The 24,817-nt window shown below is 70.8% G+C and carries 22 protein-coding genes; all 22 read left to right on the top strand.

Annotated features, from left to right (window positions below; translation table 11 throughout):
- Positions 1 to 15: 15 nt before the first annotated feature.
- Positions 16 to 1,308 (top strand): homoserine dehydrogenase, encoded by a 1,293-nt coding sequence (locus AB0H53_RS01825; RefSeq protein WP_362105546.1) that lies wholly within the window; start codon positions 16 to 18, stop codon positions 1,306 to 1,308.
- A gap of 6 nt (positions 1,309 to 1,314) precedes the next feature.
- Positions 1,315 to 2,379 carry a threonine synthase gene (gene thrC / locus AB0H53_RS01830; RefSeq protein WP_362105549.1) on the top strand — a complete coding sequence of 355 codons (1,065 nt, stop codon included), beginning with the start codon at positions 1,315 to 1,317 and terminating at the stop codon, positions 2,377 to 2,379.
- A 681-nt stretch (positions 2,380 to 3,060) separates the two neighbouring features.
- Complete coding sequence (gene thrB / locus AB0H53_RS01835) at positions 3,061 to 3,978, top strand: homoserine kinase (protein ID WP_362105552.1); 918 nt, start codon at positions 3,061 to 3,063, stop codon at positions 3,976 to 3,978.
- A gap of 381 nt (positions 3,979 to 4,359) precedes the next feature.
- Positions 4,360 to 6,426 (top strand): transcription termination factor Rho, encoded by a 2,067-nt coding sequence (gene rho, locus AB0H53_RS01840; RefSeq protein WP_362105555.1) that lies wholly within the window; start codon positions 4,360 to 4,362, stop codon positions 6,424 to 6,426.
- 321 nt (positions 6,427 to 6,747) lie between these two features.
- Complete coding sequence (locus tag AB0H53_RS01845) at positions 6,748 to 8,484, top strand: trypsin-like serine protease (RefSeq protein ID WP_362105558.1); 1,737 nt, start codon at positions 6,748 to 6,750, stop codon at positions 8,482 to 8,484.
- Between the two features lie 349 nt (positions 8,485 to 8,833).
- Positions 8,834 to 9,931 carry an LCP family protein gene (locus tag AB0H53_RS01850; RefSeq protein WP_362105561.1) on the top strand — a complete coding sequence of 366 codons (1,098 nt, stop codon included), beginning with the start codon at positions 8,834 to 8,836 and terminating at the stop codon, positions 9,929 to 9,931.
- A gap of 132 nt (positions 9,932 to 10,063) precedes the next feature.
- The gene (rpmE, locus tag AB0H53_RS01855) at positions 10,064 to 10,285 is read left to right on the top strand and encodes a 50S ribosomal protein L31 (RefSeq protein ID WP_362105564.1); all 222 of its coding nucleotides are present in this window, start codon (positions 10,064 to 10,066) and stop codon (positions 10,283 to 10,285) included.
- Positions 10,286 to 10,391: 106 nt separating this feature from the next.
- The gene (prfA, locus tag AB0H53_RS01860; protein ID WP_362105567.1) at positions 10,392 to 11,468 is read left to right on the top strand and encodes a peptide chain release factor 1; all 1,077 of its coding nucleotides are present in this window, start codon (positions 10,392 to 10,394) and stop codon (positions 11,466 to 11,468) included.
- A 39-nt stretch (positions 11,469 to 11,507) separates the two neighbouring features.
- The gene (prmC, locus tag AB0H53_RS01865; RefSeq protein WP_362105570.1) at positions 11,508 to 12,389 is read left to right on the top strand and encodes a peptide chain release factor N(5)-glutamine methyltransferase; all 882 of its coding nucleotides are present in this window, start codon (positions 11,508 to 11,510) and stop codon (positions 12,387 to 12,389) included.
- 79 nt (positions 12,390 to 12,468) lie between these two features.
- Positions 12,469 to 13,116 (top strand): L-threonylcarbamoyladenylate synthase, encoded by a 648-nt coding sequence (locus AB0H53_RS01870; RefSeq protein ID WP_362105573.1) that lies wholly within the window; start codon positions 12,469 to 12,471, stop codon positions 13,114 to 13,116.
- Positions 13,113 to 13,760 (top strand): protein-tyrosine-phosphatase, encoded by a 648-nt coding sequence (locus AB0H53_RS01875; protein WP_362105576.1) that lies wholly within the window; start codon positions 13,113 to 13,115, stop codon positions 13,758 to 13,760. Before AB0H53_RS01870 ends, AB0H53_RS01875 begins: the two co-directional genes overlap by 4 nt.
- Before the next feature lie 120 nt (positions 13,761 to 13,880).
- Positions 13,881 to 15,176 carry a serine hydroxymethyltransferase gene (gene glyA / locus AB0H53_RS01880; RefSeq protein WP_362105579.1) on the top strand — a complete coding sequence of 432 codons (1,296 nt, stop codon included), beginning with the start codon at positions 13,881 to 13,883 and terminating at the stop codon, positions 15,174 to 15,176.
- A gap of 106 nt (positions 15,177 to 15,282) precedes the next feature.
- Positions 15,283 to 16,605, top strand: a complete 1,323-nt coding sequence (locus tag AB0H53_RS01885; RefSeq protein ID WP_362105582.1) for an MraY family glycosyltransferase — start codon at positions 15,283 to 15,285, stop codon at positions 16,603 to 16,605.
- Positions 16,606 to 16,866: 261 nt separating this feature from the next.
- Positions 16,867 to 17,280: a hypothetical protein gene (locus tag AB0H53_RS01890; RefSeq protein ID WP_362105584.1), complete on the top strand. Its 414-nt coding sequence runs from the start codon at positions 16,867 to 16,869 to the stop codon at positions 17,278 to 17,280.
- 225 nt (positions 17,281 to 17,505) lie between these two features.
- Positions 17,506 to 18,315, top strand: coding sequence for a F0F1 ATP synthase subunit A (gene atpB / locus AB0H53_RS01895; RefSeq protein ID WP_362105587.1), 810 nt, complete (start codon positions 17,506 to 17,508; stop codon positions 18,313 to 18,315).
- 85 nt (positions 18,316 to 18,400) lie between these two features.
- Complete coding sequence (atpE, locus tag AB0H53_RS01900; RefSeq protein WP_010474382.1) at positions 18,401 to 18,634, top strand: ATP synthase F0 subunit C; 234 nt, start codon at positions 18,401 to 18,403, stop codon at positions 18,632 to 18,634.
- Between the two features lie 41 nt (positions 18,635 to 18,675).
- The gene (locus AB0H53_RS01905) at positions 18,676 to 19,221 is read left to right on the top strand and encodes a F0F1 ATP synthase subunit B (protein WP_362105590.1); all 546 of its coding nucleotides are present in this window, start codon (positions 18,676 to 18,678) and stop codon (positions 19,219 to 19,221) included.
- Positions 19,218 to 20,033 carry a F0F1 ATP synthase subunit delta gene (locus tag AB0H53_RS01910; protein WP_362105593.1) on the top strand — a complete coding sequence of 272 codons (816 nt, stop codon included), beginning with the start codon at positions 19,218 to 19,220 and terminating at the stop codon, positions 20,031 to 20,033. Before AB0H53_RS01905 ends, AB0H53_RS01910 begins: the two co-directional genes overlap by 4 nt.
- Positions 20,034 to 20,164: 131 nt before the next feature.
- Complete coding sequence (gene atpA / locus AB0H53_RS01915) at positions 20,165 to 21,763, top strand: F0F1 ATP synthase subunit alpha (RefSeq protein WP_362105596.1); 1,599 nt, start codon at positions 20,165 to 20,167, stop codon at positions 21,761 to 21,763.
- A gap of 20 nt (positions 21,764 to 21,783) precedes the next feature.
- Entirely contained in the window at positions 21,784 to 22,701 is a 918-nt protein-coding gene (locus AB0H53_RS01920; RefSeq protein ID WP_362105599.1) for a F0F1 ATP synthase subunit gamma, read from the top strand.
- On the top strand, positions 22,701 to 24,143 hold the full coding sequence (atpD, locus tag AB0H53_RS01925) for a F0F1 ATP synthase subunit beta (RefSeq protein WP_362105602.1): 1,443 nt from the start codon (positions 22,701 to 22,703) through the stop codon (positions 24,141 to 24,143). Before AB0H53_RS01920 ends, atpD begins: the two co-directional genes overlap by 1 nt.
- 152 nt (positions 24,144 to 24,295) lie before the next feature.
- Complete coding sequence (locus AB0H53_RS01930) at positions 24,296 to 24,676, top strand: F0F1 ATP synthase subunit epsilon (RefSeq protein WP_362105605.1); 381 nt, start codon at positions 24,296 to 24,298, stop codon at positions 24,674 to 24,676.
- Positions 24,677 to 24,817: the final 141 nt, after the last annotated feature.

Here is a 24,817-nt window from a genome sequence, read left to right on the forward strand (position 1 = left end):
GGGAAACGAGGTCGGATGATGCGTACGCGTCCGCTGAAGGTGGCGCTGCTGGGCTGTGGAGTGGTCGGCTCAGAGGTGGCGCGCCTTATGACGACGCACGCCGACGACCTCGCCGCGCGCATCGGCGCCCCGGTCGAGCTCGCCGGCGTGGCGGTCCGCCGGCCGTCGAAGGTGCGGGAGGGCGTTCCGCCCGAGCTGGTCACCACCGACGCGACCGGGCTGGTCGAGCGCGGCGACATCGACGTGGTGGTCGAGGTCATCGGCGGTGTCGAACCCGCCCGCACGCTGATCACCACCGCCTTCGAGTACGGTGCCTCCGTGGTCTCCGCCAACAAGGCGCTGCTCGCCGAGGACGGGGCCGCCCTGCACGCCGTGGCCGAGAAGCACGGCCGGGACCTGTACTACGAGGCCGCCGTCGCGGGAGCCATCCCGCTGGTGCGCCCGCTGCGGGAGTCGCTGGCCGGCGACAAGGTCAACCGCGTCCTCGGCATCGTCAACGGCACGACGAACTTCATCCTCGACAAGATGGACACCTCCGGCGCCGGGTACTCCGAGGCGCTGGACGAGGCCACCGCGCTGGGTTACGCCGAGGCCGACCCGACCGCCGACGTCGAGGGCTTCGACGCCGCCGCCAAGGCCGCCATCCTCGCCGGCATCGCCTTCCACACGCGGGTGCGCCTGGACGACGTGTACCGCGAGGGCATGACCGAGGTCACCGCCGCCGACTTCGCCTCCGCGAAACGGATGGGCTGCACCATCAAGCTGCTCGCGATCTGCGAGCGGGCCGCCGACGGCGAGTCCGTCACCGCGCGCGTGCACCCGGCGATGATTCCGCTGAGCCACCCGCTGGCCTCCGTGCGCGGCGCGTACAACGCCGTCTTCGTGGAGGCCGAGGCGGCCGGCCAGCTGATGTTCTACGGTCCGGGCGCCGGCGGTTCGCCGACCGCGTCCGCCGTCCTGGGCGACCTGGTCGCCGTCTGCCGCAACCGCCTCAACGACGCGACGGGGCCCGGCGAGTCCGCGTACACCCAGCTTCCCGTGAGCCCCATGGGCGACGTGGTGACGCGGTACCACATCAGTCTCGACGTGGCCGACAAGCCGGGCGTCCTCGCCCAGGTCGCGACGGTCTTCGCCGAGCACGGCGTATCCATCGATACGGTGCGCCAGCAGGGCAAGGACGGTGAGGCATCCCTCGTCGTCGTCACCCACCGCGCGCCCGACGCCGCCCTCACCGGCACCGTCGAGGCGCTGCGCGAGCTCGACACCGTGCGCGGTGTCGCCAGCATCATGCGTGTTGAAGGGGAGTAAGGACCCATGACCAGGACCCACCAGTGGCGCGGCATCATCGAGGAGTACCGGGACCGCCTTCCGGTCACGGACACGACGCCGGTCGTCACGCTGCGCGAGGGCGGCACGCCGCTCGTCCCGGCCCAGGTCCTCTCCGAGCGCACCGGTTGTGAGGTGCACCTCAAGGTGGAGGGCGCCAACCCGACCGGTTCCTTCAAGGACCGCGGGATGACCATGGCCATCACCCGGGCCAAGGAAGAGGGTGCCCGGGCCGTCATCTGCGCCTCCACCGGCAACACCTCGGCCTCGGCCGCCGCCTACGCGGTGCGCGCGGGCATGGTCTGCGCCGTGCTGGTGCCGCAGGGCAAGATCGCGCTCGGCAAGATGGGGCAGGCGCTGGTGCACGGCGCGCAGATCCTCCAGGTCGACGGGAACTTCGACGACTGCCTGACCCTGGCCCGCTCGCTCTCCGACAACTACCCGGTGGCGCTGGTCAATTCGGTGAACCCGGTCCGTATCGAGGGCCAGAAGACCGCCGCCTTCGAGATCGTGGACATGCTGGGCGACGCCCCCGACATCCATGTGCTTCCGGTCGGCAACGCGGGCAACATCACCGCGTACTGGAAGGGCTACACCGAGTACGCGGCCGACGGCATGGCGGCCGGCCGGCCGCGCATGTGGGGCTTCCAGGCGTCCGGTGCGGCGCCCCTGGTGCGCGGTGAGGTGGTCAAGGACCCGTCCACGATCGCCACCGCCATCCGGATCGGCAACCCCGCGTCCTGGCAGTACGCGCTGGCCGCGCGGGACGAGTCGGGCGGCTTCATCGACGAGGTGACCGACCGTGAGATCCTGCGCGCCTACCGGCTGTTGGCCTCCCAGGAGGGCGTCTTCGTCGAGCCCGCCTCCGCCGCTTCGGTGGCCGGCCTGCTGAAGGCCGCCGAGCAGGGCAAGGTCGACCCGGGTCAGCGGATCGTCTGCACGGTCACCGGCAACGGCCTCAAGGACCCGGACTGGGCGGTCGCCGGAGCCCCCCAGCCGGTCACCGTCCCCGTCGACGCGGCCACCGCCGCCGAGCGCCTCGGCCTCGTCTGAGCCCCGCCGGCGGGCGGCGCGGCCGGTGCCACGCCGCCGGCCGACGGTCGCTGGTCCGGGGCGAGGCTTGTGCGGGCAGCGGGCAGCGGCAGCGGGCAGCGGGCAGCGGGCAGCGGGCAGCGGCTGCGGGCTGGGCCTGCGGTCCGGCCGCCCGCCGGGTCGGGCCCTGTGCCGGCGGGCCCGCCGCGCGGACGGCGTGTCCCGGCTCCGGTGTCCGGTCCGCCGACCCGCCGGCCGGTACCGGAAAGGCCGGGCGAACGGCTCCGGCCGGGCATCGGCGTCCCCGTACCGGAGGCCGGGGGCCCGTCGGGTTCCGGCCGTCTCCCGGTACCCGGACGGCGCTCCCCGCCGGGTTGGCCGTGTCCGGGCGGGTCCCGCGCGCCGACCGCGATTTTCGGCCACTCGCGCGTAATGAGCCAGTGGCCGAAAATCGCAATCCGCACGGCGACGTACACCGAAGCACAGGAGGGCTTGCGACACGCATCGTGCGCCGCCTGTGCGCCCTATGTCGCCGCAGAACCTTCCTTCGATAGGCTGTACCGAACCCGCCCGCCGCATATGCCGCGGTGCTGTCGCCGTTGAAGCCGCTGCGGCCCATGGGTCTTCGTACTTATCTTGACAACCCCCACAATCCCCGAGCGAGAACCTTCGCTGTCCAGAACCAAGGAGAGTCATCGAGCGATGGCCGGTCCCGCGTTCCGCGCCGCCGCCGTCCGGGTGCGCGTTCCCGCCACCAGCGCCAACCTCGGCCCGGGCTTCGACGCCCTCGGCCTGTCGCTGGGGCTGTACGACGACGTCGTCGTCCGGGTCGCCGACTCAGGGCTGCACATCGACATCGCCGGCGAGGGCGCCGAAACGCTCCCGCGCGACGAGAGCCACTTGCTCGTACGCTCCCTGCGCACGGCCTTCGACCTGCTGGGCGGCCAGCCGCGCGGCCTGGAGGTCGTCTGCGCCAACCGCATCCCGCACGGACGCGGCCTGGGTTCCTCGTCGGCCGCCATCTGCGCCGGCATCGTCGCGGCCCGCGCGGTGACGATAGGCGGCGACAGCCGGCTCGACGACGCGGCGCTGCTCGAACTCGCCACCGAGATCGAGGGCCACCCCGACAACGTCGCCGCCTGTCTGCTCGGCGGCTTCACCGTCGCCTGGACCGAGGGCGGCGCCGCCCGGGCGATCAGGATGGACCCCGCCGGTTCCATCGTTCCGGTGGTTTTCGTACCGGGAAAACCGGTACTCACCGAGACGGCCCGCGGCCTGCTGCCGCGTACCGTCCCCCATGTGGACGCCGCGGCCAACGCGGGCCGCGCGGCGCTTCTCGTGGAGGCCATGACCAGGCGTCCCGAGCTGCTGCTGGCCGCCACCGAGGACCGGCTCCACCAGGAGTACCGGGCGCCGGCGATGCCGCAGAGCGTCGACCTGGTGAACCGACTGCGGGCCGACGGCATCCCCGCGGTCATCTCCGGCGCGGGGCCCACGGTCCTCGCGCTGGCCGAGGACGGCGCGGCCGAGAAGGTCGCGCGGCTGGCGGGCGAGGGCTGGGCGGCCAACCGGCTGGACCTCGACGTCGCCGGTGCGAGCGTTCTGCCGCTCGCGCCGTAGGGCACGGTTGCCGGTGTTGGAGAGGGGGAATGTTTGTTGGAGCCGGTAGTGTTAACCTCAAGTCTGCACCCGACGTCTTTGTGGCGCGGTGCGTCGTGTCCCCATCCGGGACCACCATTCTTCCGGGAGCCTCCCCAACTGCCTGAGCAGCCTGCCTGAGCAGTTTCGAGCACGCTCCGGAACCGGCGCGCGTCACCCCTCGCTTTTCCCAGGAGCGGGCCGAGCAGGGGGCCTCGGGCCGGACCCAAGCACGTTTTTCTCTTCCGCCGTACCCGGCGGGACCACCGCCCCGACCCGGTCCGGACACCACGGACCGCAGTCGGACAGCACAACCGGTCGCCGAGCCAGAAGGCCGACGTCCGCTCCAGGGAAGGACCCTTCGTGAGCGACACCACCGATCTGATGGGCGTGACTGCCGACAACAGTGTCGACACCGCCGCGCCCGCCGCAGGTGCTGCCACTGGCACCACCTCACGGCGCCGCCGCTCCGGCACCGGCCTCGAGGGCATGGTCCTGGCCGAGCTGCAGCAGGTCGCGTCAGGCCTCGGCATCAGGGGCACCGCGCGGATGCGCAAGAGCCAGCTGATCGAGGTCATCAAGGAGGCGCAGGCCGGCAGCGGCGCGGGCGCAGCCACGTCCGCGCCCAAGGGCGCCGACACCGCCGAGGCCAAGCCGAAGCGGCGCGCCACCTCCAAGGCCCGTACGGGCGACGCCGCCCCCGCCGACAGCGGCAAGGCCGCCGCCGTCAAGGCCGAGAAGGCCGTGGCGCAGCAGCAGATCGACATCCCCGGTCAGCCGGCCAGCGACGACCAGCCCGCGGGCGAGCGCCGTCGCCGCCGCGCGACGGCCCCGGTCGGCAGCCCCGACGGCGAGACCCGTACCGAGGCCAGGACGGACGCCCGTACCGACGTCCGCACCGAGGCGCGCACGGAGACCCGTACCGACGTCCGCGCGGACGTCAGGACCGACGCCCAGCCCGAGGCCAAGGCCGACGCGTCGGCCGACACCGCCGAGGGCCGTCGCCGCGACCGCGGCGAGCGTGGCGACCGCGGTGAGCGCGGGGGCGAGCGCGGCGACCGCCGCGAGCGCCAGCGCGACCGCCGCGACCGCGGCAAGGGCGACGACCAGCAGGGCGGCGGCCAGCGCCAGCAGCGCCAGGCCGGCCAGCAGAGCCAGGCCGGCCCGCAGGACGACTTCGACGACGAGGCCGGTGGCCGGCGCGGCCGCCGCGGCCGCTACCGCGACCGCCGGGGCCGTCGTGGCCGCGACGAGTTCGTGACCGGTGAGCCGCAGGTCTCCGACGACGACGTGCTGATCCCCGTCGCGGGCATCCTGGACATCCTCGACAACTACGCGTTCATCCGGACCTCCGGCTACCTGCCCGGTCCGAACGACGTGTACGTCTCGCTCGCCCAGGTCCGCAAGAACGGCCTGCGCAAGGGTGACCACGTCACCGGCGCCGTACGCCAGCCGAAGGACGGCGAGCGCCGCGAGAAGTTCAACGCGCTGGTCCGCCTCGACTCGGCCAACGGCATGGCCGCCGACTCCGGCCGGGGCCGTCCCGAGTTCAACAAGCTGACGCCGCTCTACCCGCAGGACCGGCTCCGTCTGGAGACCGACCCGGGTGTGCTGACCACGCGGATCATCGACCTCGTGTCGCCGATCGGCAAGGGCCAGCGAGGCCTGATCGTGGCCCCGCCGAAGACCGGCAAAACCATGATCATGCAGGCGGTCGCCAACGCGATCACCACCAACAACCCCGAGTGCCACCTGATGGTCGTCCTGGTCGACGAGCGTCCGGAAGAGGTCACCGACATGCAGCGCTCGGTCAAGGGCGAGGTCATCTCCTCGACCTTCGACCGGCCCGCCGAGGACCACACCACGGTCGCCGAGCTGGCCATCGAGCGTGCCAAGCGCCTGGTGGAGCTGGGCCACGACGTGGTCGTCCTGCTCGACTCGATCACCCGTCTGGGCCGCGCGTACAACCTCGCGGCGCCCGCCTCCGGCCGCATCCTGTCCGGTGGTGTCGACTCGACCGCGCTCTACCCGCCGAAGCGCTTCTTCGGCGCGGCGCGCAACATCGAGGACGGCGGCTCGCTGACCATCCTGGCCACCGCGCTGGTCGACACCGGCTCGCGCATGGACGAGGTGATCTTCGAGGAGTTCAAGGGCACCGGCAACATGGAGCTCAAGCTCGACCGCAAGCTCGCCGACAAGCGCATCTTCCCGGCCGTCGACGTCGACGCCTCCGGTACGCGCAAGGAGGAGATCCTCCTCGGCAGCGACGAGCTCGCCATCACCTGGAAGCTGCGCCGCGTGCTGCACGCGCTGGACCAGCAGCAGGCGATCGAGCTGCTGCTGGACAAGATGAAGCAGACGAAGTCGAACGCCGAGTTCCTGCTCCAGATCCAGAAGACGACCCCGTCGGCCGGCAACGGCAACGACTGACGTCGTATCAGGAACGCTGGCCGCCCCGTCACTTCGGTGACGGGGCGGCCGTGTGTTTCCGGCCGAATTCCGGCGTTCCCACGGGCCGCTGGTCAAGCAACAGTTGACAGGCGTAACATCTCCCCATCGAGGTGGGGGGAAATACCGCCACGCAGCACCAGCCCGGCCCCCGGAGGGCCCCTGTGGCGTGCTGCCCGCGAACCCGTTGTGCCCCGCCATCGCCATGGTTTTCTTCCGGTGGGGCGGTCGCGCCCCGCCGGGCCGACCCAAGGGGTTAACTGAGTGCAGATACGCACGCGCGGCGGCCGGCACCGGCGCCGCATGACAATCGCCCTGCCGGCGGCCGCCGCAGTGGTCGCTCTGGTCGGCGCCGGCATCGCGGTCACCGGCTCCGACTCCGCGCAGGCGGACGAGGCGCCGGGCATCAGCACGGCGCCGCGGGCCGAGCAGCCGGTGTCGCAGGACGAGCTGAAGCAGCGTGTGGCCCGGGCCATGAAGGCCGACGAGCGCAGCCCGCGCCGTCTGGTCAAGAAGCCCGCGGCCGGCACCGCCGAGACCGCGCCCGGCGCCCGCATCATCGGTGGTTCGACCACCACCATCTCCACCGCGCCCTGGATGGCGCAGCTCCACTTCACGGACAGCACCGGCGCGGGATACTTCTGCGGCGGCACCGTGATCGCCCCGAACAAGGTCCTCACCGCCGCCCACTGCGTCAAGGGCATCAAGTGGTACTCGGACGGCGTCGTGGTCCTGGGCACCGACCAGCTGCCCACCGGTGACGACCTGCACGGTGGCAAGCCCCACCTGGTCAGCCGCCAGTGGAACCACCCGCAGTACGACCCGTACACGCTCGACAACGACGTGGCCGTGCTGACGCTGGACGAGCCCACCGCCATCAAGCCCCTGCCGCTCGCGCAGCCCACCGACTCGGCGCTGTACCAGGCGGGGCTCGACGGCAAGGTGTACGGCTGGGGCCGCACCAGCTCCACCGAGCCCGACAGCGGCTCGCAGACCCTGAAGGTCGCCGACGCCGACGTCGTGGCGGACAGCCAGTGCCAGGCCGCGTACCCGGAGGCGACCGCGACCTCCGCCAAGTTCCTCAAGGGCCACATGCTGTGCGCCGGCGCGGCCCCGACCGGCAGCGACGCGACCACCGAGACCACCTGCAACGGTGACTCCGGCGGCCCGCTCGTGGTGGGCGGCAAGCTGGTCGGCGTCGTCTCCTGGGGCGACGTGGACTGCTCGGCGCAGGGCAAGTACGGCGTGTACGCGAAGGTCGGCACCTACTCGGCCCCGATCCAGTCGCGTGTCGACGACACCAACTGGAACGGCGACCACACGGCCGACCTGCTGGCCCGCCGTACCTCGGACTCCACGCTGTTCGGCTGGACCTCCAAGGTGACCTCGCTGGCCCGGACCGAGAACCTGGGCAACTTCGCGGGCTTCACCCTGGCGCTGCAGAACGACCTGGACCGCGACGGTCTCGCGGACGTGCTGAGCCGCTACAACGGCGACGTCTACTGGGACCACTACAACCGCGCCACCGGCGAGGGCGAGAACAAGCTGGTCGCCAAGGGCTGGGGCAAGCACAAGCAGATCCTGGTCCCCGGTGACGTCACCGGCGACGAGCTGCCCGACATGGTCACGGTCGACTCGGCCGGCACCATGCGTGTCTACCCGGGCAAGGGCAACGGCACCTTCGCCGCCCCCGTCTCCGTCGGCACCGGCTGGGGCTCGTACACGATGGTCCGCGGTCACGGTGACTTCACCAACGACGGCAAGGCCGACATCTTCGCCCGGGCCACGGACGGCAAGACCTACCTCTACAAGGGCACCGGCGTCGCCACCAAGCCGTGGGCCGCGCCCGTCCTGGTCGGCTCCTTCGGTTCCATGAACGCCCTGGTCACCACCGGTGACGTCAACAGCGACGGGATCGCCGACCTCCTGGCCCGCGACACCGCAGGCAAGCTGTGGCTGTACCCGGGCAAGGGCAACGGGGGCTTCAACCCCCGCGTCGCCATGGCCACCGGCTTCCAGGCGTACAACCTCTTCGGCTGATCCGGCCTCGCGGCCCGGCCCGCCGGCCGGGCCGAGCCGGAGCGGCGGCAGTGCACCGTGCCCACCGCGCGTCCGCGCGGTGGGCACAGCCGTGTCCCGGTGCGACCTTCACCACACGCGCCGCCCCCTCGCCACCCGCGCCGGGGCACGACGGCGCAGGTCCGTGACCGGTTTGGTCCGCGGGCGCACCACCAGGCGCGTCACTCGCTCTCAAGGAGTTCTCAACCGGCCGTGCAACCCTTTTGGCCGCTTCCCCGTCTGGACAATCGTCGGGCCAGGACAACTGCCGACAAAACGGCGCCCGATCACCATGCCCGGGGCAGCGGGATCAGCGAGGACTGAGGAGAACATGGCCGAGCAGGGCAAGGACAGGGGCAGCCGGATACGCGGCACCGGAAGCCGCCGCAAGCGGCCCACCGGGCGCCGCAGGGCGCTCACCGTCGCCGCGTGGTCCGCGGCCGGTCTGGTGGCGGTCGGCGGGTCCGGACTGGGGTACGCCTACGTCAAGTTCAACGGCAACATCGAGAGCGTCGACATCAACGCCCAGCTCGGCGACGACCGGCCGCTGGACGTCGACAACGGCTCCATGGACATCCTGGTGCTGGGCTCCGACTCCCGCTCCGGCGCCAACGCCCGCTACGGCAGGGACGACGGTGCCGCCCGCTCCGACACCGCCATGATCCTCCACGTCTACGAGGGCCACCGGAAGGCCGGCGTGGTCTCCATACCGCGCGACACGATCGTCGAGCGGCCCGCCTGTGCCGACAGGACCGGCGCGCCCGTGCCGGGCCAGCGCAAGGCCATGTTCAACACGGCCTACGAGGCCGGCGGCCCCGCCTGCGCGGTCAAGACCGTCGAGCAGATGTCCGGCATCCGCATGGACCACTACATCGAGGTCGACTTCACCGGCTTCAAGAAGCTCATCGACGAGCTCGGCGGCGTCGGGATCACCACCACCAGGGCGATAGACGACAAGAGCAGCCACCTCGTCCTGCCGGCCGGCCGGCACACGCTCAGCGGCGAGCAGGCCCTGGGCCTCGTCCGGACCCGCAAGGGCGTCGGGGACGGCAGCGACCTGGGCCGCATCCAGCTCCAGCAGGCGTTCATGAAGGCCTTCATCGAGCAGGCCAGGAGCGTCGGGGTCTTCACCAGCCCCAAGAAGCTGTGGAACCTCGCCGACACCGCCACCAAGGCCATCACCCCGGACTCCGAGCTGGACTCGGTCAAGGAGCTCGCCGACTTCGCCGGCGGCCTCAAGGGGCTCGGCGCCGACGACGTCCACATGATCACCCTGCCGGTGCGCTACGACCCCGCCGACCCCAACCGGGTGGTACCGCTCCAGGCCCAGTCCGAGCTGGTGTGGACGGCCCTCAAGCAGGACCGGCCCATCCCCGCCGCCGCGGCCCGGGGCGCCGCCAAGGGCCAGGCCGACCGCGTGGTCCAGTAGGCCGGAATAGATCTGGCCCCACCCCGGTTTTGGGAGATACGGCCGGTCCTGGCAGACTGGTACGTCGGCCCCGGTTCACGCACGAGCATCCCGCCCCTGCGACCCGGTGCCCTCCCGAACCTAGGAGACACCTTGAAGCGCGACATCCACCCCGAGTACGTCGAGACGCAGGTCAGCTGCACCTGTGGCGCGTCGTTCACCACCCGCAGCACGATCGACAGCGGCGCCATCCGTGCCGAGGTCTGCTCCGAGTGCCACCCGTTCTACACGGGCAAGCAGAAGATCCTCGACACCGGTGGCCGCGTGGCCCGCTTCGAGGCCCGCTTCGGCAAGAAGGCTGCCGCCCAGAAGTAGCGAGCCACTGCGCCGGTCCTCGGCGCCCCTCTCCCGGGGGGTGCCGAGGCCGGCGCTTTGCCGTCCAGAGCGCAGCCCACTCCGTACGAAGACTCAGGAGCCCCCGATGTTCGAGGCGGTCGAGGAACTGGTCGGCGAGCACGCCGGCCTCGAGAAGCAGCTCGCCGACCCTTCGGTCCACTCCGACCAGGCCAACGCCCGCAAGCTGAACAAGCGCTACGCGGAGCTGACGCCCATCATCGCCACCTACCGCTCCTGGAAGCAGACCGGCGACGACATCGAGACGGCCCGTGAGTTCGCCGCGTCCGATCCGGACTTCGCCGCCGAGGTCAAGGAGCTGGAGAAGGAGCGCGAGGAGCTCACCCAGAAGCTCCGGCTGCTGCTGGTTCCGCGCGACCCCAGCGACGACAAGGACGTCATCCTGGAGATCAAGGCCGGCGCGGGCGGCGACGAGTCCGCCCTGTTCGCCGGGGACCTGCTGCGGATGTACCTGCGGTACGCCGAGCGCGTCGGCTGGAAGACCGAGATCATCGACGCCACCGAGTCCGAGCTGGGCGGCTACAAGGACGTCCAGGTCGCCGTGAAGACCAAGGGCGGCAACGGGGCCACCGAGCCCGGCCAGGGCGTCTGGGCGCGGCTGAAGTACGAGGGCGGCGTGCACCGCGTGCAGCGTGTGCCCGCCACCGAGTCGCAGGGCCGTATCCACACCTCGGCGGCCGGTGTCCTGGTGACGCCCGAGGCCGAGGAGATCGACGTCGAGATCCACGCCAACGACCTGCGCATCGACGTCTACCGCTCGTCGGGCCCCGGCGGCCAGTCCGTCAACACCACGGACTCGGCCGTCCGCATCACGCACCTGCCGACCGGTATCGTCGCCTCCTGCCAGAACGAGAAGAGCCAGCTCCAGAACAAGGAGCAGGCCATGCGCATCCTGCGCTCCCGGCTGCTCGCCGCCGCCCAGGAGGAGGCCGAGAGGAACGCCGCGGACGCCCGCCGCAGCCAGGTGCGCACCGTCGACCGGTCCGAGAAGATCCGCACGTACAACTATCCCGAGAACCGGATCTCGGACCACCGCGTCGGCTTCAAGGCGTACAACTTGGACCAGGTGCTCGACGGCGAACTCGACGCGGTGATCCAGGCGTGTGTCGACGCCGACTCCGCCGCCAAGCTCGCCGCCGCGTAACCACCCAGCCGAAACACCCGCCCAGCCCGGAGGACCAGCGTGCAGCCACATGCCGGGGGACGACCCCCAGGCCCCCGCACTCTGCTGCTTGCCGAGGTGGCCCAGGCCACCCAGCGGCTGGCCGACGCCGGGGTGCCGTCACCGCGCTTCGACGCGGAGGAGCTCGCCGCGTTCGTGCACGGCGTCAAGCGGGGAGAGCTGCACAACGTCAAGGACGCCGACTTCGACGCCCGCTACTGGGAGGCGGTCGCCCGGCGGGAGGCCCGCGAACCGCTCCAGCACATCACCGGGCGGGCGTTCTTCCGCTACCTGGAGCTCCAGGTGGGCCCCGGCGTCTTCGTACCGCGTCCGGAGACCGAGTCGGTCGTCGGGTGGGCCATAGACGCCGTACGCGCCATGGACGTGGTCGAGCCGCTGATCGTGGACCTGTGCGCCGGCTCCGGCGCCATCGCCCTCGCCATGGCCCAGGAGGTGCCGCGCTCCCGCGTGCACGCCGTGGAGCTGTCCGAGGACGCCCTGCGCTGGACGCGGAAGAACGCCGAGGGGTCCAGGGTCACCGTCCACCAGGGCGACGCCCTGACCGCCCTGCCGGAGCTCGACGGGCAGGTCGACCTGGTCATCTCCAACCCTCCGTACATCCCCCTCACCGAGTGGGAGTACGTCGCGCCCGAGGCCCGCGACCACGACCCGGAGATGGCGCTCTTCTCCGGCGAGGACGGCCTCGACACCATCCGCGGCATCGAACGCACCGCCCACCGGCTGCTGCGTCCCGGCGGCCTCGTCGTCGTGGAGCACGCCGACACCCAGGGCGGCCAGGTCCCGTGGATCTTCAACGAGGAGGCCGGCTGGGCGGACGCGGCCGACCACCCGGACCTGAACAACCGCCCGCGTTTCGCGACCGCGCGCAAGGCGATGCCGTGACGCGCCGGTGCTTTCCGCCGGCGGGGCCGCCGTGCCCCGGCGGCGAACCGAGTGACCACGAATAGGGAGGCCCGTTAAAATGGCTCGGCGATACGACTGCAACGACGCGACCGACCGCACGACCGGCCTGCGGGAGGCCGCGTCCGCCGTCCGCCGCGGCGAGCTCGTCGTGCTGCCCACCGACACCGTGTACGGGATCGGTGCGGACGCCTTCAGCGCGGAGGCCGTCGCCGACCTGCTGGCGGCCAAGGGGCGCGGCCGCAACATGCCGACCCCCGTCCTGATCGGTTCCCCCAACACCCTGCACGGGCTGGTCACCGACTTCTCCGAGCAGGCCTGGGAGCTGGTCGACGCCTTCTGGCCCGGTGCGCTGACGCTGGTCGCCCGGCACCAGCCGTCGCTCCAGTGGGACCTGGGCGACACGCGCGGCACCGTCGCCATCCGGATGCCGCTGCACCCGGTGGCCCTGGAACTGCTCACCGACGTCGGCCCGATGGCGGTCTCGTCCGCCAACCTGACCGGGCACCCCGCGCCCGAGGACTGCGACGCGGCGCAGGGCATGCTCGGCGACGCCGTCTCGGTGTACCTGGACGGCGGCCCGACACCCGGCATCGTGCCGTCGTCGATCGTGGACGTCACCGGCGACGTCCCGGTCCTGCTGCGCGCGGGCGCCCTGGATGCGGAGGAGCTCCGCAAGGTCGTACCCGACCTCGAGGTGGCGAATTGACCGCCCCTGAGGGGCGTGGCATAGGTGCGGCCACCACCGGCGACACGTTCAGGATCCTCCACGTCAGCACCGGCAACGTCTGCCGCTCGCCCATCACCGAGCGGCTGACCCGCCACGCCCTGGGCGCCCGCCTGGGCGACCGGCTGGGCGGCGGCCTGATCGTGGAGAGCGCCGGCACCTGGGGGCACGAGGGCGCCCCCATGGAGGCCAACGCCGAGACGGTGCTGGCCGACTTCGGCGCGGACACCACCGGCTTCGTCGGGCGCGAGCTGCTGGACGAGCACGTCATCCGCGCCGACCTGGTCCTGACGGCCACCCGCGACCACCGTGCCCAGGTCATCTCGATGGGGCACTCGGCGGGGCTGCGGACGTTCACGCTCAAGGAGTTCACCCGGCTGGTACGGGCGATAGATCCGGCCACGCTGCCCGACCCGCTCACCGACGGTGTCGTCGAGCGCGCCCGCGCCCTGGTCCGCGCGGCCGCCGCGCTGCGCGGCTGGCTGCTGGCGCCCAGCGCCGAGGCGGACGAGGTGAACGACCCCTACGGCGCGCCGATCACGTTCTTCCGCTCCATCGGCGACGAGATCAACCAGGCGCTGGACCCGGTGGTCACGGCGCTGACGGGCGTGCCGGCCAAGCGCTGAGCCCCGCCGGAGACCGGCGCGACGGCGCGCGTTCCGGCGTCGACCCGCCATCGGCGCGCACGCGGCCCGCCCCGGGCCTACATTGGAGCTGACGGGGCCCGCCCACGCCTGGAGCCACTGATGCCGGTCACCGCTGCCGACGACGCCGGCGCCGACGCCGCCGCGCGCGTCACCGCCTACGGGGCGGACGCCGACGCCCTGCGCCGGCAGGATCCCCAGATCGCCGACGTACTGGCCGGGGAGACCCGGCGGCAGGCGGACGGCCTCCAGTTGAACGCCGCCGAGAACTTCGTCTCGCCCGCGGTGCTCGCCGCCCTGGGTTCGCCGCTGGCCAACAAGTACGCCGAGGGCTACCCCGGCGTCCGGTACCACGGGGGCTGCGAGTTCGTCGACACCGCCGAACGGCTCGCCGTGCAGCGGGCCACCGCCCTGTTCGGCGCCGACCACGCCAACGTGCAGGCCCACTCCGGCTCCTCCGCCGTCCTGGCCGCGTACGCGGCCCTGCTGCGCCCCGGGGACACGGTGCTGGCCATGGGGCTGCGGGACGGCGGGCACCTGACGCACGGCTCGCCGGCCAACTTCTCCGGGCGCTGGTTCGACTTCGTCCCGTACGGGGTGGACCCCGGGACCGGCCTCATCGACTACACCCGGGTGCGCGCCCTGGCCCGCGGGCACCGGCCGAAGGCGATCGTCTGCGGCTCGATCTCCTACCCGAGGCACATCGACTACGCCGCGTTCCGCGAGATCGCCGACGAGTGCGGAGCCTGCCTGATCGCCGACGCCGCCCACCCCATCGGCCTGGTCGCCGGGGGAGCGGCGCCCAGCCCCGTCCCGTACGCCGACGTGGTGTGCGCGACCACCCACAAGGTGCTGCGCGGGCCGCGCGGCGGCATGCTGCTGTGCGGCGCCGAGCTCGCCGAGCGCGTGGACCGGGCGGTGTTCCCGTTCACCCAGGGCGGGGCCCAGATGCACACGATCGCCGCGAAGGCCGTCGCGTTCGGCGAGGCGGCGACGCCGGCGTTCGCCGCGTACGCCCGCCGGGTGGTGGAGAACGCGCGCACGCTGGCGGACGCGCTCGCCGCCCGGGGACTGGCGGTCACCACCGGTGGCACCGACACCCACCTGATCACCGCCGACCCGGCCCCGCTGGGCGTCGAGGGGCGCGCCGCCAAGGCCCGGCTGGCCGCCGCCGGCATCGTCGTCGACACCTGCGCCCTGCCGTACGGGGACGGACGCGGCCTGCGGTTCGGCACGGCGGCCGTGACCACCCAGGGCATGACGGCCGCCGAGATGGAGCCGGTCGCCGCCCTGTTCACCGCCGCGCTGACCGAGGGCGCCGACGACGCCGGCCGGGCCCGCGCGATCCGGGCGGGGGTGAGGGAACTGGCGGAGCGATTTCCACCGTATCCGGGGTAGAAGACAGACCGTGCAACCGTCGCGGGCGGCCTGATGTCCTCGACCACATGGACACCACGGCTAGTGTGTGGGGCTGAGATGGCCAGCGATTCCTGTGGGGCAGCCCGTGCGTGATTACCTGCTGACGCTCTGTGTCACGGCTGCGGTGACCTATCTGCTGACCGGCCCGGTGCGGAAGTTCGCCATCGCGGCCGGCGCGATGCCGGAGATCCGCGCGCGCGACGTGCACCGAGAACCGACGCCGAGGCTCGGCGGCATCGCCATGTTCTTCGGACTGTGCGCGGGCCTGCTGGTCGCCGACCACCTGCAGAACCTCAACAGCGTCTTCGCCCTGTCCAACGAGCCACGCGCGCTGCTCTCCGGCGCGGCCCTGATCTGGCTGATCGGCGTCCTCGACGACAAGTTCGAGATCGACGCGCTGATCAAGCTGGGCGGCCAGATGATCGCCGCGGGCGTGATGGTCATGCAGGGCCTGACGATCCTGTGGCTGCCCATCCCGGGCGTCGGCACCGTCGCCCTGACCCAGTGGCAGGGCACGCTGCTCACCGTCGCCCTGGTCGTCATCACCATCAACGCGGTGAACTTCGTCGACGGGCTCGACGGCCTGGCGGCCGGCATGGTGTGCATCGCCGCCGCCGCCTTCTTCCTGTACGCCTACCGGATCTGGTACGGGTACGCCATCGAGGCCGCCGCGCCCGCGACGCTCTTCGCGGTGATCCTCATGGGCATGTGCCTGGGCTTCCTGCCGCACAACATGCACCCGGCGCGGATCTTCATGGGCGACTCGGGTTCCATGCTGATCGGCCTGGTGCTGGCCGCGTCCGCCATCTCCATCACCGGCCAGGTCGACCCGGACGCGCTGAAGATGTTCGAGGGCTCCACCCGCCAGGCCACCCATGCCGCGCTGCCGGTGTTCATCCCGCTGCTGCTGCCGCTCACCATCATCGCGATCCCCGTCGCCGACCTGGTCCTCGCCATCGTGCGCCGCACCTGGAACGGCCAGTCGCCGTTCGCCGCCGACCGCGGACACCTGCACCACCGACTGCTGGAAATCGGCCACTCGCACAGCCGGGCGGTGCTGATCATGTACTTCTGGTCGGCGCTGATCGCCTTCGGCACGCTGGCCTACTCGGTGCACTCGGCGTCCATGTGGATCGTCCTGGTGGTGGTCGCGCTCAGCGCGATCGGGCTGGTGCTCCTGCTGCTGCCCCGGTTCACACCGCGCGCGCCGCGCTGGGCCGAGTCCTTCGTCCCGCCGCGCTACCGCCGCCGACGGCCCCGGCCGCGGCAGCCGGAAGCCGGCGCCCCGGCCGTATCCTCGTCCGAGGAGGCGGAACGGGTTCCCGTGGCGGCCGGGGTCAACGGGGCTACCGCGCTGAGCGCCCGTGGCCACCTCCACGACCGGCGGAAGGCCGGAACGCCCGGTTGACGAACACCTCAGCAGCGCCCAATACCAGACAAAGTTCGGCGCGGTTGTGCACACACGGGCGGGTTCACTCTCATGTGTGAGAGTTCGCACACGAACGGGTAAAGACCTCTTCAAATAGTTTGTGATACGGTTCACGAGACCCGGCGACAGAGCCGAAGGACCGGAGTGCGCCGGTTCAGCGGCCCCGAGACACACCTCGGACCGGGCCTACGCTCGTCCATGACGACACCACTGCCCCCACCAGTAAGCGGAGATGCCGCCATGCCGTCCAACGACGTCCGCCTCCTCCTGCACACCGCCGTACCCACCCTTGCCGTCGGCGCTGTCGCGACCGTCGTCAGCGGTGTGGTCGCCGGTGGCAAGGGAGCGCTCGGCGCCGCTGTCGGCACGGCCGTGGTCATCGTCTTCATGGGCATCGGGCTGGTGGTGCTCCAGCGGACGGCGAAGTCGCTGCCGCACCTGTTCCAGGCGATGGGGCTGATGCTCTACACGGCACAGCTGCTGGTCCTGTTCATCTTCCTGGCCCTGCTGAAGGACACCTCGCTGTTCGACTTCAAGGCTTTCGCTTTCACCCTGCTCGCGGCCACCGTCATCTGGGTCGCCGCGCAGGCGCGCGCGTATCTGAAGGCCAAGATCCTCTACGTGGAGCCCGAGAAGACGGGGTCGTCGACGTGAGGAGTAGGGCCGGGATAAATGGCCGTTCGGGATGCTGCTATCGTCCGGTGCCAACTGCGGCACTGCGGGCGCGGGCATCCGAGCTGACGCCCGTCCCAGCGCGAGGCTCCACGCCGAACCGCCGCCCCCTTATCCGTAAGACCAGTCCAGTGCCGAACCGCGGCTGCGTGCCGCGCCGACACAACGAGGTTGCCGTACCTATGCGCCACGCTGAAGGAGCCCGCGGTGAGTGCTGACCAGACGCTTGCCTTCGACCCGAGCTGTCACATCTTCACCGGATGCGGCTTCCCGGCGCCGGGCCTCCACACGTTCATCTACGAGCCCATCGCCAAGATCGGCGGCTTCGAGTTCACCAAGCCGATGCTGCTGGCCCTGCTCGGAACGATCGCGATCGTCGCGTTCTTCTGGGCCGCCTTCGCCAAGCCGAAGCTGGTCCCGGGGAAGCTGCAGATGGTTGGCGAGGCCGGTTACGACTTCGTGCGCCGCGGCATCGTCTACGAGATCATCGGCAAGAAGGACGGCGAGAAGTACGTCCCCTTCATGGTGTCGCTGTTCTTCTTCGTGTGGATCATGAACCTCTGGTCCATCATCCCGCTCGCGCAGTTCCCGGTGACGTCGCTGATCGCCTTCCCGGCCGGTCTCGCGCTGATCGTCTACGTGATGTGGGTCGGCCTGACCTTCAAGAAGCACGGCTTCGTGGGCGGCTGGAAGAACATCCTCGGCTACGACAAGAGCCTGGGCGCGATCCTGCCGCTGATCATGCTGCTCGAGTTCTTCTCGAACCTGATCATCCGGCCCTTCACGCACGCGGTGCGACTCTTCGCGAACATGTTCGCGGGCCACCTGCTGATCGTGATGTTCTCCCTGGCCACCTGGTACCTGATGAACGGCCTCGGTTTCGTCTACGCCGGCGCCTCGTTCGTGATGGTCATCATCATGACGGCCTTCGAGCTCTTCATTCAGGCCGTCCAGGCGTACGTCTTCGTGCTCCTGGCCAGCAGCTACGTCCAGGGCGCGCTCTCCGAGCACCACTGAGCGAGCTCCGGCCCAGCCCACCCCTACCAACAGACGTCCGGTGGCCAACCCCCACCGGGTCCTTGAAAGAGAAGGAAGAACCGGCATGTCCGCTCTCGAGACTCTCGCCGCTGTCAACGGAAACGTCGCCTCCATCGGCTACGGTCTGGCCGCGATCGGCCCCGGCGTCGGCGTCGGCATCATCTTCGGTAACGGCACCCAGGCCCTCGCCCGTCAGCCCGAGGCGGCCGGCCTGATCCGTACCAACCAGATCATGGGTTTCGCCTTCTGTGAGGCGCTCGCCCTCATCGGCATCGTCATGGGCTTCGTCTACAAGTAAGCCGGACCGACAGCCCAACCCCTTTCACGGAAGGCACTGATGTGAACGCTCTGTTCCTTGCGGCGGCTGAGGAGCCTCAGAATCCTCTGCTCCCGCATCTCGACGAGCTCGTCATCGGCCTGATCGCCTTCGTCATCGTCTTCGGCTTCCTCGCCAAGAAGCTCCTCCCGAACATCAACAAGGTTCTGGACGAGCGCCGCGAGGCGATCGAGGGCGGCATCGAGAAGGCCGAGTCGGCCCAGATCGAAGCCCAGAGTGTGCTCGAGCAGTACAAGGCTCAGCTCGCCGAGGCCCGCCACGAGGCCGCGCGGCTGCGTCAGGAGGCGCAGGAGCAGGGCACCGCGATCATCCAGGAGATGAAGGCGGAGGGCCAGCGCCAGCGCGAGGAGATCATCGCGGCCGGCCACACCCAGATCGAGGCCGACCGCAAGGCCGCGGCGAACGCGCTGCGCCAGGACGTGGGCAAGCTCGCCACCGACCTGGCCGGCAAGCTGGTCGGCGAGTCCCTCGAGGACCACGCCCGCCAGAGCCGTGTCATCGACCGCTTCCTCGACGAGCTCGAGGAGAAGGCCGAGGCCGCCCGATGAACGGAGCGAGCCGCGAGGCACTGGCCGCCGCACGCGAGCGTCTCGACGCGCTCACCGACAACACGTCGGTGGACGCGGCGAAGCTCGCCGGTGAGCTGGCCGCCGTCACCGCGCTGCTCGACCGCGAGGTGTCGCTGCGTCGGGTCCTGACCGACCCGGCGCAGGCCGGCGAGGCCAAGGCCACGCTGGCCGGGCGGCTGCTGAGCGGTCAGGTGGGCGGCGAGACCGTCGACCTGGTCTCCGGCATGGTCCGTTCCCGCTGGTCGTTCTCGCGCGACCTGGTCGACGCGGTCGAGGAACTGGCGAACACCGCCGACCTCACCGCGGCCCAGCGGACCGGTGCGCTCGACAACGTGGAGGACGAGCTGTTCCGGTTCGGCCGGATCGTCGTCTCCAGCACCGAGCTGCGTGCCGCGCTGTCCGACCGGGCGGCCACGGTCTCGGCCAAGGGCGAGCTGCTGCGCAGCCTGCTCGGCGGCAAGGCCGACCCGGCCACCGAGCGGCTGGTCGTCCGTCTTGTTACCCAGCCCCGGGGACGTAGCCTGGAAGCGGGACTCGACTCCCTGTCCAGGCTCGCCGCGGCGCGCCGGGACCGGATGGTCGCGGTCGTCACCTCGGCGGTGCCGCTGACCGACCAGCAGAAGCAGCGCCTCGGCGCGGTGCTGGCCAAGCTGTACGGCCGCCAGATGCACCTGAACCTGGACGTGGACCCCGAGGTCCTCGGCGGGATGTCGGTGCGCGTCGGTGACGAGGTCATCAACGGCACGGTCGCCAACCGCCTCGGCGAGGCGGCCCGGCGACTGGCCGGCTGACCAGGCCGGCACAACACAACAAGCGTTACCTACGGCCCGGTTGGGCCGTGCACAGGATGCAGAAGTTCTGGGGGGAGCCCCCAGATCCCCCAAAGAAACTTCGGGCCCAACAAGGAGAGCAGGGAACCCAGATGGCGGAGCTCACGATCCGGCCGGAGGAGATCCGGGACGCGCTGGAGAACTTTGTCCAGTCGTACAAGCCGGACGCGGCCTCGCGCGAGGAGGTCGGTACGGTCAGCCTTGCCGGCGACGGCATCGCGAAGGTCGAGGGGCTGCCCTCGACCATGGCGAACGAGCTGCTGAAGTTCGAGGACGGCACCCTCGGCCTCGCCCTCAACCTCGAGGAGCGCGAGATCGGTGCCATTGTCCTCGGTGAGTTCAGCGGCATCGAGGAGGGCCAGCCGGTCACCCGCACCGGCGAGGTCCTGTCCGTCGCCGTCGGCGAGGGCTACCTGGGCCGGGTCGTCGACCCGCTCGGCACCCCGATCGACGGTCTCGGCGAGATCGCGACCGAGGGCCGCCGCGCCCTCGAGCTGCAGGCACCCACGGTCATGCAGCGCAAGTCGGTTCACGAGCCGATGGAGACGGGCTACAAGGCCGTCGACGCCATGACCCCGATCGGCCGTGGTCAGCGTCAGCTGATCATCGGTGACCGTCAGACCGGCAAGACCGCCCTGGCCGTCGACACGATCATCAACCAGCGTGACAACTGGCGCTCCGGCGACCCGAAGAAGCAGGTCCGCTGCATCTACGTCGCCATCGGCCAGAAGGGCTCCACCATCGCGTCCGTGCGCGGCGCGCTGGAGGAGGCCGGTGCCCTGGAGTACACGACCATCGTCGCCGCCCCGGCGTCCGACCCGGCCGGCTTCAAGTACCTGGCGCCCTACACCGGTTCCGCCATCGGCCAGCACTGGATGTACCAGGGCAAGCACGTCCTGATCATCTTCGACGACCTGTCGAAGCAGGCCGACGCCTACCGTGCCGTGTCCCTGCTGCTGCGCCGCCCGCCGGGCCGCGAGGCCTACCCGGGTGACGTCTTCTACCTGCACTCGCGTCTGCTGGAGCGCTGCGCCAAGCTCTCCGACGAGATGGGTGCCGGTTCGATGACCGGTCTGCCGATCGTCGAGACCAAGGCCAACGACGTCTCGGCGTTCATCCCGACCAACGTCATCTCCATCACCGACGGCCAGTGCTTCCTGGAGTCCGACCTGTTCAACGCCGGTCAGCGTCCGGCCCTGAACGTCGGTATCTCGGTCTCCCGTGTCGGTGGCTCCGCCCAGCACAAGGCCATGAAGCAGGTCTCCGGCCGGCTCCGCGTGGACCTCGCCCAGTTCCGTGAGCTGGAGGCGTTCGCCGCCTTCGGTTCCGACCTGGACGCCGCGTCGAAGGCCGCGCTGGAGCGTGGCAAGCGCATGGTCGAGCTGCTGAAGCAGCCGCAGTACCAGCCGATGTCCACCGAGGACCAGGTCGTCTCGGTGTGGGCCGGTACCACGGGCAAGATGGACGACGTGCCGGTCGCGGACATCCGCCGCTTCGAGCGCGAGCTGCTGGACCACCTGCACCGCGAGCACAAGCCGCTGATGACGTCCATCGTCGAGGGCGGCAAGATGTCCGACGACACCCTCACGGCCGTCGCCGACGCCATCGCCGCGTTCAAGAAGCAGTTCGAGACGTCGGACGGCAAGCTGCTGGCTGAGGACGCCCCGGCCGCCGCCAACGTCTCGAAGTGACGACGGAAGGGACCTGACTCATGGGAGCTCAGCTCCGGGTCTACAAGCGTCGCATCAAATCCGTCACGGCGACCAAGAAGATCACCAAGGCGATGGAGATGATCGCCGCCTCGCGCATCGTCAAGGCGCAGCGCAGGGTGGCGGCCTCCACGCCGTACGCGACCGAGCTCACCCGCGCGGTCACCGCGGTGGCCACCGGGTCGAACACCAACCACCCGCTGACCACCGAGGCGGACAACCCGGCTCGGGCCGCGGTGCTGCTCGTCACGAGCGACCGCGGTCTGGCCGGCGGCTACTCGTCCAACGCCATCAAGGCCGCGGACCAGCTCACCGAGCGGCTGCGCGGCGAGGGCAAGGAGGTCGACACGTACATCGTCGGCCGCAAGGGTGTGGCCTACTACGGCTTCCGCGAGCGCAAGGTCGCGGAGTCGTGGACCGGCTTCACTGACAGCCCGAGCTACGCGGACGCCAAGAAGGTCGCCGCGCCCCTCATCGAGGCCGTCACCACGGAGACGGCCGAGGGCGGGGTGGACGAGCTGCACATCGTCTTCACCGAGTTCGTGTCGATGATGACGCAGACGCCCGTCGCCAACCGGATGCTTCCGCTCAGCCTGGAGAAGGCCGCGGAGGAGACGGGGACGAAGGGCGAGATCCTTCCGCTGTTCGACTTCGAGCCGTCGGCCGAGGACGTCCTTGACGCCCTGCTGCCGCGGTACGTCGAGAGCCGCATCTACAACGCGCTGCTGCAGGCCGCCGCTTCCGAGCACGCCGCCCGCCGCCGCGCGATGAAGTCGGCGACCGACAACGCCGGAGAGCTGATCAACTCTCTCTCCCGGCTTGCCAACGCGGCCCGCCAGGCCGAAATCACCCAGGAAATCAGCGAGATCGTCGGTGGCGCCAGCGCCCTGGCCGACGCGACCGCGGGGAGTGACAAGTAATGACCACCACTGTTGAGACGGCCGTTGCCACGGGCCGCGTCGCCCGGGTGATCGGCCCGGTCGTCGACGTGGAGTTCCCCGTCGACGCCATGCCGGAGATCTACAACGCGCTGCACGTCGAGGTCGCCGACCCGGCCGAGGACGGCAAGAAGAAGACGCTGACCCTCGAGGTCGCCCAGCACCTCGGTGAGGGCCTGGTCCGTACGATCTCGATGCAGCCCACCGACGGCCTGGTCCGCCAGGCCCCGGTGACCGACACGGGCGCGGGCATCTCCGTCCCGGTCGGCGACTTCACCAAGGGCAAGGTGTTCAACACCCTCGGTGAGGTGCTGAACCACCCCGAGGAGAACGCCAACGTCGGTGAGCGCTGGCCGATCCACCGCAAGGCCCCGGCCTTCGACCAGCTCGAGTCCAAGACCGAGATGTTCGAGACCGGCCTGAAGGTCGTCGACCTTCTCACCCCGTACGTCAAGGGTGGAAAGATCGGTCTGTTCGGTGGTGCCGGTGTCGGCAAGACCGTGCTGATCCAGGAAATGATCATGCGTGTCGCCAACCTCCACGAGGGCGTCTCCGTCTTCGCGGGCGTCGGTGAGCGCACCCGCGAGGGCAACGACCTCATCGCGGAGATGGAGGAGTCCGGCGTTCTGGACAAGACCGCCCTGGTCTTCGGCCAGATGGACGAGCCCCCGGGCACCCGTCTGCGCGTCGCCCTGGCCGGTCTGACCATGGCGGAGTACTTCCGCGATGTGCAGAAGCAGGACGTGCTCTTCTTCATCGACAACATCTTCCGGTTCACCCAGGCCGGCTCCGAGGTGTCCACCCTGCTCGGCCGTATGCCGTCCGCGGTGGGTTACCAGCCGAACCTGGCCGACGAGATGGGTCAGCTGCAGGAGCGCATCACCTCGACGCGTGGTCACTCGATCACCTCGATGCAGGCGATCTACGTCCCCGCGGACGACCTGACCGACCCGGCCCCGGCCACCACCTTCGCCCACCTCGACGCGACGACGGTTCTCTCCCGTCCGATCTCCGAGAAGGGCATCTACCCGGCCGTGGACCCGCTGGACTCCACGTCCCGGATCCTGGACCCGCGCTACATCACGCAGGAGCACTACGACGCCGCCATGCGCGTCAAGGGGATCCTGCAGAAGTACAAGGACCTCCAGGACATCATCGCGATCCTCGGTATCGACGAGCTGGGCGAGGAGGACAAGCTCGTTGTCCACCGTGCCCGTCGTGTGGAGCGCTTCCTGTCCCAGAACACCCACGCCGCCAAGCAGTTCACCGGCGTGGACGGTTCGGACGTGCCGCTCGACGAGTCGATCGCCGCGTTCAACGCGATCTGCGACGGTGAGTACGACCACTTCCCCGAGCAGGCCTTCTTCATGTGCGGCGGTATCGAGGACCTGAAGAAGAACGCCAAGGAGCTCGGCGTTTCCTGAGTCCTGTGACTCGTGAAGGGGGCGGGTTCCGTCCCGCCCCCTTCTCACGCCCCGCGCTTCACCCCGGGACCGCGCGCTTCGGCGCCCGGCACCCTACTAGACTTATGAACCAACACCCGGCACACGCCGGGTGGTGACCCGAGGAGCCACCCTTGGCTGCTGAGCTGCACGTCGAGCTGGTCGCCGCGGACCGGAGTGTCTGGTCCGGCGAGGCCAGCCTGGTCATCGCGCGCACCACGTCCGGCGACATCGGCGTCATGCCCGGCCACCAGCCGCTGCTCGGTGTGCTGGAGTCGGGCCCGGTGACCATTCGCACGAGCGAGGGCGGCACTGTCGTCGCCGCGGTGCACGGCGGTTTCATCTCCTTCGCGGAGAACAAGCTGTCGCTGCTCGCGGAGATCGCCGAGCTCGCCGACGAGATCGACGCCCAGCGCGCGGAGCGGGCGCTGGAGCGGGCGAAGGCCGAGTCGGACGCCGCCGCCGAGCGGCGCGCCGACATCCGGCTGCGCGCGGTGGCGGCAGCGGTGCGCTAGCGCACCGCGCCGAGAGTTGTGCCCTCAGCCGCGGCGGGGGGGCGGCCCGCGGGACGCGCCGGGGGAGCGGGGCTCGAGCTGGGCGGTGGGTTGGGGTTCACGACGCTGCGAGGGGGGGGGGGGGGGGGGTTGGCAGGGTTG

Source organism: Streptomyces sp. NPDC050856 (assembly GCF_040653855.1).
Taxonomy (GTDB): domain Bacteria; phylum Actinomycetota; class Actinomycetes; order Streptomycetales; family Streptomycetaceae; genus Streptomyces.

Coding starts and splice junctions, on each gene's coding strand:
- AB0H53_RS01825 (WP_362105546.1), top strand. CDS start 16: ATGATGCGTACGCGTCCGCTGAAGGTGGCGCTGCTGGGCTGTGGAGTG.
- thrC (WP_362105549.1), top strand. CDS start 1,315: ATGACCAGGACCCACCAGTGGCGCGGCATCATCGAGGAGTACCGGGAC.
- thrB (WP_362105552.1), top strand. CDS start 3,061: ATGGCCGGTCCCGCGTTCCGCGCCGCCGCCGTCCGGGTGCGCGTTCCC.
- AB0H53_RS01845 (WP_362105558.1), top strand. CDS start 6,748: ATGACAATCGCCCTGCCGGCGGCCGCCGCAGTGGTCGCTCTGGTCGGC.
- AB0H53_RS01850 (WP_362105561.1), top strand. CDS start 8,834: ATGGCCGAGCAGGGCAAGGACAGGGGCAGCCGGATACGCGGCACCGGA.
- prfA (WP_362105567.1), top strand. CDS start 10,392: ATGTTCGAGGCGGTCGAGGAACTGGTCGGCGAGCACGCCGGCCTCGAG.
- AB0H53_RS01870 (WP_362105573.1), top strand. CDS start 12,469: ATGGCTCGGCGATACGACTGCAACGACGCGACCGACCGCACGACCGGC.
- glyA (WP_362105579.1), top strand. CDS start 13,881: ATGCCGGTCACCGCTGCCGACGACGCCGGCGCCGACGCCGCCGCGCGC.
- AB0H53_RS01890 (WP_362105584.1), top strand. CDS start 16,867: ATGCCGTCCAACGACGTCCGCCTCCTCCTGCACACCGCCGTACCCACC.
- atpE (WP_010474382.1), top strand. CDS start 18,401: ATGTCCGCTCTCGAGACTCTCGCCGCTGTCAACGGAAACGTCGCCTCC.
- AB0H53_RS01910 (WP_362105593.1), top strand. CDS start 19,218: ATGAACGGAGCGAGCCGCGAGGCACTGGCCGCCGCACGCGAGCGTCTC.
- atpA (WP_362105596.1), top strand. CDS start 20,165: ATGGCGGAGCTCACGATCCGGCCGGAGGAGATCCGGGACGCGCTGGAG.
- AB0H53_RS01920 (WP_362105599.1), top strand. CDS start 21,784: ATGGGAGCTCAGCTCCGGGTCTACAAGCGTCGCATCAAATCCGTCACG.
- atpD (WP_362105602.1), top strand. CDS start 22,701: ATGACCACCACTGTTGAGACGGCCGTTGCCACGGGCCGCGTCGCCCGG.